The following is a 12,941-nucleotide window of genomic DNA, read 5'->3' as shown; positions in this document are numbered from 1 at the left end:
CTACGGGTGGATCGCGCCGGAGAACAGGGCGGTCTTGTGCTTGCCGTCGAAGGTGACGCCGAGCATGACCGACTTGTAGCCCTGGCTGGGCAGGTCGAACGCGTACGAGGCGGACCGGCTCGCGCCCGGCTTGACCGTGCCGGAGAAGTCGTTGAGGTTCGCGTACGACGTCGGGCTCGCGGTCTGCTTGCCCGCGCCGTACTTCGCGACGACCCGGACGCCGTTCAGGTCGAGCGGCTGCCCGGACCCGTTGCTGAACCTCAGCGTGAAGATCGTCAATGTCTGGCCGGTCAGCTCGCCCGGGCCGTGCTTGGTGTTCTTCACGTACCGGACGCCGCTGATCGCGACCGTGACCTTGTCGTCGTAGGTGACCGGCTTCTTCAGCCCGCCGGACATCGTGACCGCCTTCGCGCCGGGCGCGGCGTTGGCCTGCGACTCGGGCTGCTCGGAGGGGGCCGGGGGCGGCGGGCCCGGTTTGGCGTCCTTCTTCTTCCCCGAGGACGAGCAACCGGTCAGCGCCAGCGCCACGGTCAGCACCGCGACCGGGGCGACTCGGAGCGAGCGCGGAACGGCCATGTGGGGGACTCCTCGCAGTTCGGGGCGCGCGGCGGCGCGGTTCGCCTTGGGGTATCGCACGAGTCTAGGCGGCCGGGCGGGACGCCCGGTCACGATTCAGGCGCATTGCCCGCGATGTCGGCCGGTGATCGTCACCAACTGGTTAACCTGACGCTTACTTCTGGGGTTGATGTGACGCCCCGCTCCCTTTCCGCGGAGGATCCCAGCTCGTGAACGTTCGTCCGAGAAGACGACTCCCCTCGCGGCCCGGCCGCCGGCGCGCGGCGCTCGCCGGCGGGGTCGCGCTGACGGCCGCCCTCGCGGGCGCGGTCGCCCTGATCGACCCGCACGACTCGGCCACGGTGACGGGCACCGCCGCCGACTCGGCCGCCACGCCGCCCACGGTCAGCGCGGACCCGCTGCCGACCGTCCAGGTGAACGGCGTGGTCTGGAGCATGGCGACGGTCGGCGACACGGTCTACGCGACCGGCAGCTTCACCAAGGCGCGCCCGCCGGGCGCGGCGCCCGGAGAGCAGGAGGTCGCGCGGCAGAACCTCCTCGCGTTCAACCTGACCACGGGCAACCTGGTCACGTCGTTCGCGCACACCCTGGACGGCCAGGGCCTCCGCGTCGCGGCCTCGCCGGACGGCAAGCGCGTGTACGTCGGCGGCGAGTTCACGACCGTGGACGACAAGCCGCACAACCGCCTCGCCGCGTTCGACACCGCGACCGGCGCCCTCGTGGACGGCTTCAAGCCGGACGTCAGCCAGAAGGTCCGCGGCATCGCCGCGACCGACACGGCCGTCTACTTCGGCGGCAACTTCTTCAACGTGAACGGCAAGGGCCGCACCCGGCTCGCCGCGGTCAACGCGTCCGACGGGACGCTCCTGCCGTGGGCGCCGAAGGCGGACGACGACGAGGTGATGGCGCTGGCCATCGCGCCCAAGGGCGGGATCCTGGTCGGCGGGCGGTTCCAGACGATCAACGGCGAGCCGCACGTCGGCGTCGGCGAGGTGGACCCGACCACCGGCGGGACGCTGCCGTTCGAGGCCAAGCCGGTCCCGTCCAAGCAGGGCGGCAACTTCTCGTACGTGACCGACCTCCAGGTGCAGGGCGACACGGTCTACGGCGCGGCGGACGGCGAGGGCCACCACTGGTACGACGGCCGGTTCGCGGCGAAGGCCGACGACGGCAAGCTCGTCTGGCTCGACAACTGCTACGGCGCGACCTACTCGATGCTGCCGCGCGGCAAGACGGTCTACAGCGTCTCGCACGCGCACGACTGCGCCTCGCTCGGCGACTTCCGCGAGACGAACCCGGTCACCTGGCACCGCGCGCTCGCCGAGACCGCCGACCCGACCGGTGTCGACCACTCGGACCCTGGCAGCAACAGCAACTACAAGCGGCAGCCCGTCCCGAGCCTGATGCAGTGGTTCCCGACGCTGGCCCCCGGCTCGTTCACCAAGCAGTACCAGGCCGCCTGGGCGGTCACGGGGAACGACGACTACATCGCGCTCGGCGGCGAGTTCCCGACCGTGAACGGGAAGGCGCAGCAGGGAATCGTCCGGTTCGCGAGCCGCGCGAAGGCGCCGAACAAGACCGGCCCGCAGTCCGACGGCTGGGCCAAGCCGAACGGTCCCGCGCCGACCGCGACACCGCTGCCCGGCGGGCGCATCCGCGTCGGCTGGCAGACGACCTGGGACATGGACGACCCGGCGGTCACCTACGAGGTGCTCCGGGACGGCGGCGCCACGCCGGTCGGCTCGGTCACGCGCACCTCGACGTTCTGGAGCCGTCCGACGATCGCGTTCATCGACAAGACGGCCGCGCCGGGCGTCGATCACACGTACGAGGTCCGCGCTAAGGACGCGTCCGGGAATGCGACGCGGACGGTGCCGTCCAACGCGGCCAAGCCCGGGGACGGCAAGGTCGGGTCGTACGCGGACATCATCGCCGCGGACTCCCCGGCGGGCTACTGGCGGCTCGGCGAGGACTCCGGCAAAGCCATGGACTACGCGGGCGCCGGAGACCTGACCGTGGGCTCGGGCGTCCAGCGCGGCGCGCAGGGCGCGATCGCCAACGACGACGACCACGCCGCGACGTTCGACGGCTCGTCCTCCGGGACGGCCGGGGGCGCCCCGACGCCCTCGCCGGACGACCTGACCCTCGAAGCCTGGATCAAGACCTCGGCGGACACCGGCGGGAAGATCGTCGGGTTCGGGAGCAGCGCGACCGGGAGCAGCTCGTCCTACGACCGGCAGCTGTACATGACCAACGACGGCGCGGTGATGTTCGGCGTCTACGACGGCGACGCCAAGACGCTGCGCAGCAAGGACGGCCTGAACGACGGCAAGTGGCACCACGTCGCCGCGACGCTCAGCTCGACCGCCGGCATCCGCCTGTACGTGGACGGCGAGCAGCAGGCCGAGGACGCGAACACCACGTTCGGGCAGAACTACGACGGCTACTGGCGGATCGGCGGCGACAACCTCTCCGGCTGGCCGCAGGCCCCGCGCAGCTCGTACTTCAAGGGCGACATCGACGAGGTCGCGGTCTACCCGTCCGCGCTGACCTCCGCGACGCTGCACCACCACTTCGGCATCGGCTCGGGCGCGGAGAAGCCGAACCTGCCGCCGGTCGCCGCGTTCACCCCGGCCTGCGCGCAGCTGTCGTGCACGTTCGACGCGGCCAAGTCCGCCGACCCGGACGGCTCGATCAAGTCCTACGCCTGGGACTTCGGCGACAAGGCAGCCGGGACCGGGGCGAAGCCGACGCACCTGTACCAGGCGGCCGGCAGCTACACGGTCACGCTGAAGGTCACCGACGACCAGGGCGTGACGACCGAGAACACCGGGACGGTCGCGGTCAAGCCGCAGAACATCGTCACCGACTCGTTCACCCGGACGGTCGCGTCCGGCTGGGGGAGCACGTCGCCGGGCGGCGCCTGGACGGTCTACGGCGGCGCGTTCTCGGCCAGCGGCGGTGTCGGCTGGATCAAGATGACCAAGACCGGCGCGCTCGGCGGGGCCGGGCTGAAGGCCGTGTCGTCCACCAGCAACGACCTGGCGTTCCAGCTTTCGGCCGACCGGAACCCGACCGGTTCGGGTGTCGCGCTGTACGGGACGCCGCGCACGATCGGCGGCGCGGGCGAGTACCGGGCCCGCGTCCGGATCGCGCTCGGCAAGGTCTACATGCGCCTGAGCAGGACGAACGCGTCGGGTGTCGAGACCGCGATCGGCGGCGAGAAGGTGGTTCCGGGCATCGCGTTCAAGGCGTGGACGCGGCTGCGCGTGCGCGTCCAGGCCGTCGGGACGGCTCCGACCACGCTCCGCGCGAAGGTCTGGGTCGCCGGGCAGTCCGAGCCCTCGGCGTGGCAGGTGTCCGCCACCGACACGACGGCCGCGCTCCAGCGCGCCGGCGGTGTCGGGGTGCGGGCCTACACGGCGAAGACCACGGCCGTCCCGGTGCGCCTCTCCCTGGATGACCTGCGGGCGGACCGGCTGGCCCCCTAACCTGAAGGCCACGGAGGAGGGCGGGTCCCCGTTAGGGGGATCCGTCCTCTTCGCTGTTTGTTCGCCGAGTTGCCGTGAGGGCAATGCGGACAAGTACTACGATCTCCCCCGACTGTGGTGGCCAGGGGGCCACCGAGGCTCCGGGGACCAAGGGAAGCGATTCGTGAGGGCTCACACGCGACCAGTACCGTCCACCCGCCGTCCGTGGCGCTCCGCCGCCGCGCTCGCCGCAGGCACCGCCCTCGTTGGCGCGGCGCTCGTCCCGATGGACGCGGCCACCGCCGACACCGCCCCCGCGTCCGGCACGCCCGCGACGATGAGCGCGGACCCGCTGCCGACCTGGCAGGTGGACGGCGTCGTCTGGAGCATGGCGACGGTCGGCGACACCGTCTACGTGACCGGGAACTTCACCAAGGCGCGCCCGCCGGGCACCAAGCCGGGCGACAAGAAGCAGGTCGCGCGGCAGAACCTGCTGGCCTTCAGCCTGAGCACCGGCAACCTGGTCACGACCTTCAACCACAAGCTGAACGGCCAGGGCCTGCGCGTCGTGGCCTCGCCGGACGGCAAGCGCGTCTACGTCGGCGGCGAGTTCACCACCGTGGACGGCAAGGCGCACAGCCGGCTCGCCGCGTTCGACACCAAGACCGGCAAGCTCGTCGACGCGTTCAAGCCGGTCGTGTCCAACAAGGTCCGCGGCATCGCCGCCACGAACAGCGCCGTCTACTTCGGCGGCAACTTCTTCAGCGTCAACGGCAAGCCGCGCACGCGGCTCGCGGCGGTGAAGGCCGCCAACGGCGCCAACATCGACACCTGGCGCCCGACCGCCGACGACGACGAGGTGTTCGCGCTCGCGCTGACCCCCGGCGAGAAGACCGTCGTGGTCGGCGGCCGCTTCCAGAAGCTGGACGGCCAGGACAAGGTCGGCGTCGGCGCCGTCTACACCGCCAACGGCTCGCTCGCGCCGTGGAGCAGCCGCCCGGTGCCGTCCCGGCAGGGCACGAAGTTCTCCTACGTCACCGACCTGCACGTCCAGGGCGACACGGTGTACGGCGCGGCGGACGGCGAGGGCTACCACTGGTACGACGGCCGGTTCGCGGCCAAGGCCAGCGGCGGCGACCTGGTCTGGCTGGACAACTGCTACGGCGCGACCTACTCGATCCTGCCGCTCGGCAAGGCCGTCTACAGCGTCTCGCACGCGCACGACTGCTCGTCCCTCGGCGCGTTCAAGGACACCACCCCCGAGACCTACCACCGGACGCTCGCCGAGACCGCCGCGCCGACCGGCCGCGACCAGGCCGAGCCCGGGAGCAACAGCAACTACAGCAAGCAGCCGGTGCCGAGCCTGCTGCACTGGTTCCCGACGCTCGCGATGGGCACCTTCACCAAGCAGTTCCAGGCCGCCTGGGCGGTCACCGGGAACGCGAACACCATCGCGCTCGGCGGCGAGTTCCCCTCGGTGAACGGCAAGCCGCAGCAGGGCCTGGTCCGGTTCGCGATCCGGGCGAAGGCGCCGAACAAGACCGGTCCGGCCCGTCCGTCCGCGCCGCGCGCCTACGCCTCGGGCGGCAAGGTGAGCCTGCGCTGGACGGCCACCTGGGACATGGACAACGCGAACCTCACCTACGAGGTGCTGCGCGACAACGGCACCAAGGCGATCGGCACGCTGGCCAAGCCGTCCAACTTCTGGGCGATGCCGACGCTGAGCTTCACCGACACGTCCGCGCCGAGGGGCCGGCACACCTACAAGATCCGCGTGAAGGACCCGCTCGGGAACACCTCCACCTCGGCGGCGTCCAACACCGTGTACCGCTGACCGCCTGAAACACGCCGAAGCCGCCGCTCCCCGGGGAGCGGCGGCTTCGGCGTGTTCAGAGGGTGCGGAGGATGTCCAGGAGGCGCTGGTTGAGGGCGGCGTCGTGGTCGCCGCCCGAACGCTGCTCGACGCGCTTCGCCCAGAAGGCTGCGGCCTCGTCCGCGTCCGGGGGCAGGGTGCCCAGCGGCGCGCCGAGCGCGGCGCTCGCGGTCGCGCGGTAGTAGACCAGGTCGGCGTGCGGGGGCGCCCACGCCGCGTCCTCCCAGTCGATCAGCCACGGCAGCCCGCGCCCGCAGACCCGCAGGTTCCACGCGGTGAGATCACCATGCATCGGACGCCAGTGTTCTGTGGCCTCTGGGACAGGTGGGAGCGCGGGGGCCAGCGCGTCCTGGACGGCCTCAACGACACCTTCGAGGTCAGGGCGCCGGACGGGACGCGCCGGACGCGCCGGCATGGCCTCGATGACCATCCAGTGCCGACCCCCTGCCTCGCCCCGGCCCAGCACCATCGGCACGCGGAACGCCGCCGAGCAGCCGTGCGCGAACGCCCGCAGTGCGCGCTCCTCGCGATCCAGCTCGCCCGCGTCTGGCCGGACTTTCAGGAAACCCGCAGGTCGTCCCGCGCGGAGCAGCACCGCCGCCACTCCCTCGCGCGACGCCTGCGGCCGCTCGTACACGGCCACACCGTCGAAGCCGCCGACGCCGTCCGCGACGTCCCGCCAGAGCTCCGGATCGCCCGGCGCGTCCCAGGACAGACGCTGACCAGGCAGAACGCGAGGCCCGGCCACCGCCACGGCCCCGTACATCGCCCACTGCGCCGCCACCGCGACCGGCTTCGACTTGGTCAGCAGCGAAACCCCGGCCAGCGCCCCCCGCCGCGACGAAACCGGCACCAACACGTTCCCGCCCCCCGGCGCCCGCACGAACCTCCCAGACGGCACCGTCCCCCCGCGCGCTGCCGTTCCCGCGTGCGCTGCCGTTCCCGCGTGCGCTGCCGTTCCCGCGTGCGCTGCCGTTCCCGCGTGGGGCGCAGCTCCCGCGTGCGGCATTGCCTCCGCGTGGGGTGTTGCTTCCGCGTGGGGTGTTGCGTTCGCGGGGGACGGCATGTCTCCGGGCGGGGTCATTGCTTGGGGCGGATGGTTCGGCGGGTTAGGCGGCGGGCGGCGAGGTCTTCGCAGAGGCGCTCGTAGTCGCGGGCGATGTCGTCCCAGACGTAGCGTTCGGCGGCGCGCTTGCGGGCCTCCTCGCCGCGGTCGGCGGCGAGGCCCGGGTCGGACTCGGCGGCCTCGATCTCGCGGGCGAGGGACGCCGGGTCGCCGAAGAAGCGGCCCGCGTCCTCGCCGAGCACCTCGCGGTTGAAGTTCACGTCGTAGGCGAGGACGGACGCGCCCGCGCCCATCGCGCGCAGCAGGGACGGGTTCGTGCCGCCCACCGAGTGGCCGTGGACGTAGGTGAGCGCGCCCGCGTACAGGGCGTCCAGGAGCTCCTGGTCCCAGACGCCGCCGAGGAAGGTGATGCGCGGGTCGTCTCCGGCGAGTTCGCGCAGGTGGGCGGTGTACTCGTCGGCGTAGGGGGCCGAGCCGACGACGACCAGCGGCTTGCGGGCGGCGCTGCGCCGGTAGCCCTCGACCGCGAGGTGGACGTGGTTCTCCGGCTCGAACCGGGCCACGACCAGGTGGAACCCGCCCGGCTTGTAGCCCGCCTCGGCAAGCTTGGCCGTGTTCGTGCTCTCCAGGATGGGCGCGCCGTAGGGGATGAAGACCGACTGCGCGCCGAACTTCTCCTGGTAGTAGTCACGGATGCCGACGGCGTCCGCGATCAGCGCGTCCGACCAGCGGACGGCCAGCCGCTCGACGGCCAGGTAGTAGCGGCGGCCCGACCCGCTCCACTTGGTGCGCTTCCACTCCAGACCGTCCACGTGCGTGGCGACCGGGACGCGGAGCGTGCGCAGCACCGGCAGCAGCGGCGCGTTCGCGGCGTTGAAGACCAGCGCGGCGTCCGGGCCGCGGCCGGTGAGGCGGCGGCCTGCCGCGTGCGTGACGGACAGGGCGGTGTGGCTGAGCGTCTCGGCGACCTTCCGCTGCACCGCGGGGAGGTGGACGAGCCGCATCCCGAGGTAGGTGCGGTCCGGATGGCGTTCGCCGCGGCAGTAGACCGTGACCTCGTGCCCGGCGTCGGCCAGCCTGCGGCCGATCTCCTCCACGGCGGTCTCGAACCCGCCGTAGCGGGCCGGGACGCCGCGGGTGCCGATCATGGCGATGCGCACGGGGAGCCTCCGATGCGTCGGTACCGTTCCCCTGGGCCGCTGCCCGGGCCGGCGGGGGAGGACCGGATGGGCTCCGCGCGTCCAGAGGTAATGCGGAGTTAATCTGAGGGTTGCGGGAGTCTGTTTTATCAAAGCCTGCCAGATGCGGCGGAAGGGGAAGAGTGGGCCAGGGAGAAACCGGACCTGTCGTGGTGCTGGCGCATCCGTCGCCCGACCTCTACGGATCCGACCGGATGCTGGTCGAGTCGGTCCGCGGCCTCGCCCGCGACTGGCGCGTCCTGGTGACGCTACCGGCGGACGGCCCGCTCTCGCAGGCGCTTCGCGAAGCGGGCGCGCGGGTCGAGGTGCTGCCCGTCCCCGTCCTGCGCAAGGCGTACATGAGACCGGTCGGGCTGGTCCGGCTGGCGCTCGGCTCCCTCCGGGCGCTGCCCGCGGCCTGGCGGCTGCTGCGCCGGGAGCGCGCCGCCGCCCTGTACGTGAACACCGTGACGATCCCGCTGTGGCTGGTCGCGGCGCGGCTGGCGCGCGTCCCGGCGCTCTGCCACGTGCACGAGGCCGAGGACGGCGTGCCCGGCCCGGTCCGCGCCGCCCTGGCCGCGCCGCTGCGGCTCGCCCGGTCCGTCGTGGTGAACAGCCGCGCGAGCGCCGCCGCCCTCGGCGCGGCCGGCCGCCGCGCCCAGGTGATCTACAACGGGGTGGACGAGCCGCCCAACCCGGTCCCCGAGCCGCGCGCCGAGCTGACCGGTCCGGCGCGGATCGTGCTGGTCGGACGGCTCTCCCCGCGCAAGGGCACCGATGTCGCGGTCAGGGCCGTCCGGCTGCTGGAAGAGCGCGGCGTCCCGGTGCGGCTCACCCTCGTCGGCGACGTCTTCCCTGGTTACGAGTGGTTCGAGCGGGAGCTGCGCGACCTCGCGGGCGGCAGCCCGGCGATCGAGTTCGCCGGGTTCCGGCCGTCGGTGTGGGAGTCGTTCGCCGAAGCGGACCTGGCGATAGTGCCCTCGCGGGTCGAGCCGTTCGGTAACGTCGCCGTGGAGGCCATGCTGGCCGGGCGGCCCGTGGTGGTCTCCGCGACGCAGGGCCTCACCGAGATCGTCGTCGACGGCGAGACCGGCGTCCGGGTCGTCCCGGACGATCCGGAGGCCCTGGCGGACGGCGTCGTCCGCCTCCTGGACGACTGGAACGCCGCCCTGGCCCTGGCCAAGCGGGCCGGGGCCGACGCGGCCGCCCGCTTCGGCACCGCCCGCTACCACCGAGAACTCCGCGAGGCCGTCACCGCCCTGACCGTCCCGGCCTCGTGAACCGTCCGAACCGACGCCCGAACCGACGCCCGAACCGACGCCCGACAAGCCGTCCGACCTGCCGCCCGGCCCGGCCCGCTCCCGCCACCGCCTATCCTCCGCAAGGACCTGCCCGACTCCCCAGGGGATGAGAAGCAACCCGATGACCGCACCGACCTCCGCCTCCGCGGCCCCGTCCGAGATCAGTCTCGTCGAGGCCGTCTGGCGCTACCGGCTGATGTCGTCCCTCATCGTGGTGGCCTGCGTGCTCGCCTCGGTCGCGGCGACCGCGTTCCTGCTCGGCGGCGCGTCCGCCACCGCGCGGTTCGCCGTCACCGACCCGACGAACAACAACAACGTCCTGCGGCAGGGCGTGGTGTCCGGGCCCGGCTACGCCGCCTACACCGCGCAGCGCGCCGCGTTCGCGGGCTCGGCGCCGGTGCTCGGCCGCGCCGCGGAGATCATCAAGTCCAAGCACGGCCCGGCGCTGACCGCGGTGGCGCTGCGCGGGCGGGTCAAGACGTCCACCAAGCCGGACAGCGGCGTGGTGATCGTGACCGCGTCCGGGAGCAGCGTGCCGGAGGCCGCGCTGGTCGCGAACGCCGTCGTGCAGGCGTACCAGGAGCAGACGATCGCGACCGCGACCGCCAAGCTGGACGCGCAGCTCAAGAAGATCCAGGACAGCGAGCGCGAGATCACCCGCAACCTGGAGACGACCCCGGCGAGCACCCGCGAGGGCAAGGTGCTGGCGGCCAACCTCACCAAGCTCCAGTCGGCGGAGAGCGGCGTGCTGTCGGCCCGCGCGAACGCCAACGACGGCGTCCAGTTCGTCGACAACGCCGACCCCGGCGGCTCCACCCCGAACCAGATCCCGCAGAACGCGGTGATCGGCCTGGCGATCGGCGCGATCCTCGCGTGCGTGGTGTCCTTCCTGCGCGCCACCTCGGGCGGGCCGCTCCGGCCGCGCTCGTCCCGCCGTCCGGGCTCCGGTCCCGGCGGGGCCGAGCGCCGCATCGAGCGTGTCTGGACGGACGAGGAGGTCTACGGGCCCAGCGCCCGTCCGGCCCTGCCCGCCGGTAACACCGGCCCGAACCGGATCATCCAGGACAACACGCGGCGTCCCGAGCCGCGCTACAACCCGCCGGCGCCGGCGCCGCGCCAGAGCAACCCGCCGGCTCCGAACGCGTCCTACGCGCCGAGCCACTCGCGCCCGAGCGAGCCCGCGCCCCGGACGGACGCCCCTTACGTGCCCCCGCGGTCCGCGGCTCCCAGCAGCAACGGCTACGGGACGTCCGCCGACCGCACCCCCCAGCCCCCCACCGAGCGCCCCACGCCCTCCGCGGCTGAGCGCGCGACGCACACCGCGGGCGAGCGCCCCACGCACTCCGCGGGCGAGCGCGCCCCGCAGCCTTCGGTCGAGCCCGAGGGGCGCCGTGTCGCCGGAGGCACCCCGAGCAGCGGAGGCGGACGCCACTCCGCCGACCGCGCCTCGACATCCGGCTACGGCCGCGCCCCCGAACTCGGCGTCCCGTCCGCCGCCTCGACACCGAAGCCTACGACCCCGACCGCGCCGGCCAAGCCCGCAGACCCCGTGCTGCCCGCGCCTCCCGCGAAGGCCGAACCCTCCCCGCCACGAGGCGACGACTCCGCGCGGGCCGGCAGCTCTGCGAAGCCCGTCGATCCTCTGGCGGCCGACCCCCTGAAGACCAAGGACAGCGGGCGGGTTCTGGACGATCCGCTGGGCAGCACGGCCACCAGCGAGGACGGCGTGGCCGTCGCGTCCGGGCGCGGACGGCGGGGGAGCGGCGCGCGGTCCGGTTCCGGTGGTGCGCACTCGCGCGGCTCCACCCGGGACGACGGGTCGTTCCGCGACCCCGCGAAGGCGCTGGAGACCGGCCTGGCCATGACGCCGCCCGCGACCGGCAAGTCCGAGGAGAAGCCCGTGGGCAAGGACGAGGCGAAGAGCGAGCCCGCCCCGGCCGATCCGAGCGCCGACCCCGGGCGGACGATCGAGGACCTCCGGATCGTCGATGACGCGATGCTCGCCGCCGCCAAGCCGTCCAAGAGCCCGTCCAACGGCTCGTCCAACGGGTCGTCCAATGGCTCGTCCAACGGGAATGGCTCGGGCAAGGCGAAGGGCTCCGGCGAGGACGAGGCGGCGAAGGACGCGTCCGGGAACGGGGCCGGGGTGCTGTCCGGCGACTCGCCGCTGCGCGGGTTCGACCGCGACTGATGCGCGCGATCCTCAAGGGCAAGGCCGCCAAGCTGCTGTCGTCGGCGGGTGGCGCGGTCGCGGTGCAGTTCGTGACGGCGGGCGGCAGCCTGGTCGTGCAGTCGCTCGCGGCGCGGACGCTCGGCGCGTCCGGGTACGGCGCGTACGCGCTGTTCTTCGCGGTGCTGGTCATGATCACGTCCGTGCAGACCAGCTTCGTCGGCGACACGCTGACCGTCTTCGACCGGTTCGACCCGCGGGTGCGCGGCGCGCTGCTCTGGTCGGTGATCGGGACGGTCGCGGCGGGCGCGGTCGTCGGCGCGGTCGTGTCGGTCGCGATGGGCCTCGCCGGGGCGGCCGGGACGGCGCTGTTCGCGCTGCTGGTGGCGCTCTGGCTGCTGAACGAGACCGGGCGGCGGATCTTCACCGCGCGGATGGAGTTCTGGCGGCTCACCCTCAACGACGCGTCCTACCTGGTGGTGACGCTGGCCGCGCTGGGCATCGCGGTCGGCCTCGGCGCGGACGGCTCGGTCGAGCTGCTGCTCGGCGCGATGTGCGTGGGCTGCGTCGGCTCGATCGGGCTGGCGCGGCTGCGGCTGCCCGCCGAGGAGTACGCGGGCGCGCCGCTGCGCGGGACGGCGCTGCGGGAGATCCTGGAGTTCGCGTGGTGGCGGTCGGTGCAGGCCGGGGTCCGGCCGGGCGCGCTGCTGCTCGCCCGGATCATGATCGCGGCGTTCGCGTCCACGGCGGCGCTGGCCGGGGTGGAGGCGGCGCGGCTGCTGCTCGCGCCCGCGATGACGTTCGTGAACGGCGCGGGCTGGTTCCTGCTCGGCGACTTCGCCAAGGCCGAGCGGGAGGGCACGCCGATGCCCGCCCGCGCGGCGCTGAAGGCGTGCGGGCTGATGGCGGGGATCGCCCTGGTCCTGAGCCTCGGCGGGATCGTCCTGGTCGACTGGCTCGGCCCGGTCGTCACGGGCGGCTCGTTCGATGTGAACAAGACTGCGCTGGCGGGCTGGGGCGTCTATGCGGTGTGCTTCGCCTGCACGCTGCCGCTGGCGAGCCTCGCGACCGCGCGCAAGAAGTCCCGGATGGTGTTCGCCGTCCGGGGCGTGGAGAGCGCGTTCGGGCTGCTGGTGCTGCTCGGGCTGCTGGCGGCCGCGCCGAGCCACGCGGCCCTCGCGCCGTACTGCCTCGGCGGCGGCGGGCTCGTCTCGGCGGCGCTGCTCTGGTACCTGCTGCGCCGGGACGATCCGCGTCCGGTGGAGGCGCAGGCCGAGGTCGCCGCCATGCAGGGAGTTTCCGGATAG

8 protein-coding genes are annotated in these 12,941 nt (G+C 73.3%); 5 read left to right on the top strand and 3 right to left on the bottom strand.

Going from position 1 to position 12,941, the window contains the following annotated elements; all coding sequences use genetic code 11:
* Positions 1 to 576, bottom strand: a complete 576-nt coding sequence (locus FHU30_RS10865) for a hypothetical protein (protein WP_253874603.1) — start codon at positions 574 to 576, stop codon at positions 1 to 3.
* Between the two features lie 209 nt (positions 577 to 785).
* Between FHU30_RS10865 and FHU30_RS46995 the strand changes: the two genes are divergently transcribed.
* Together FHU30_RS46995 and FHU30_RS10855 are read left to right on the top strand one after the other, a co-directional pair.
* On the top strand, positions 786 to 4,067 hold the full coding sequence (locus tag FHU30_RS46995; RefSeq protein WP_253874602.1) for a LamG-like jellyroll fold domain-containing protein: 3,282 nt from the start codon (positions 786 to 788) through the stop codon (positions 4,065 to 4,067).
* Positions 4,068 to 4,230: 163 nt separating this feature from the next.
* Positions 4,231 to 5,880 carry a PQQ-binding-like beta-propeller repeat protein gene (locus FHU30_RS10855; protein WP_253874600.1) on the top strand — a complete coding sequence of 550 codons (1,650 nt, stop codon included), beginning with the start codon at positions 4,231 to 4,233 and terminating at the stop codon, positions 5,878 to 5,880.
* 55 nt (positions 5,881 to 5,935) lie between these two features.
* Here the strand turns inward: FHU30_RS10855 and FHU30_RS46990 are convergent, their stop codons facing one another.
* Together FHU30_RS46990 and FHU30_RS10845 are read right to left on the bottom strand one after the other, a co-directional pair.
* The gene (locus tag FHU30_RS46990; protein ID WP_253874598.1) at positions 5,936 to 6,772 is read right to left on the bottom strand and encodes a phosphotransferase; all 837 of its coding nucleotides are present in this window, start codon (positions 6,770 to 6,772) and stop codon (positions 5,936 to 5,938) included.
* Between the two features lie 227 nt (positions 6,773 to 6,999).
* Entirely contained in the window at positions 7,000 to 8,145 is a 1,146-nt protein-coding gene (locus FHU30_RS10845) for a DUF1972 domain-containing protein (protein ID WP_253874595.1), read from the bottom strand.
* Between the two features lie 161 nt (positions 8,146 to 8,306).
* On the opposite strand from FHU30_RS10845, the gene FHU30_RS10840 reads away from it, so the two are divergent.
* The 3 genes from FHU30_RS10840 (at position 8,307) to FHU30_RS10830 (ending at position 12,941) form a co-directional block, all read left to right on the top strand.
* Positions 8,307 to 9,443: a glycosyltransferase family 4 protein gene (locus FHU30_RS10840; protein WP_253874593.1), complete on the top strand. Its 1,137-nt coding sequence runs from the start codon at positions 8,307 to 8,309 to the stop codon at positions 9,441 to 9,443.
* A gap of 142 nt (positions 9,444 to 9,585) precedes the next feature.
* Positions 9,586 to 11,655: a GumC domain-containing protein gene (locus FHU30_RS10835; RefSeq protein ID WP_253875330.1), complete on the top strand. Its 2,070-nt coding sequence runs from the start codon at positions 9,586 to 9,588 to the stop codon at positions 11,653 to 11,655.
* Positions 11,655 to 12,941, top strand: a complete 1,287-nt coding sequence (locus FHU30_RS10830; RefSeq protein ID WP_253874591.1) for an MATE family efflux transporter — start codon at positions 11,655 to 11,657, stop codon at positions 12,939 to 12,941. Before FHU30_RS10835 ends, FHU30_RS10830 begins: the two co-directional genes overlap by 1 nt.

Origin of the sequence: Actinomadura rupiterrae (assembly GCF_024172125.1) — a bacterium.
In the GTDB taxonomy this organism is placed as follows: Bacteria; Actinomycetota; Actinomycetes; order Streptosporangiales; family Streptosporangiaceae; genus Spirillospora; species Spirillospora rupiterrae.
Note: the sequence above shows the minus strand (reverse complement) of the source record. Positions and strands in the feature narration are given on the sequence as shown.

Excerpts from the sequence above, each read along its gene's own strand:
- FHU30_RS10865 (WP_253874603.1), bottom strand. The coding sequence starts at position 576 with ATGGCCGTTCCGCGCTCGCTCCGAGTCGCCCCGGTCGCGGTGCTGACC.
- FHU30_RS10835 (WP_253875330.1), top strand. The coding sequence starts at position 9,586 with ATGACCGCACCGACCTCCGCCTCCGCGGCCCCGTCCGAGATCAGTCTC.
- FHU30_RS10830 (WP_253874591.1), top strand. The coding sequence starts at position 11,655 with ATGCGCGCGATCCTCAAGGGCAAGGCCGCCAAGCTGCTGTCGTCGGCG.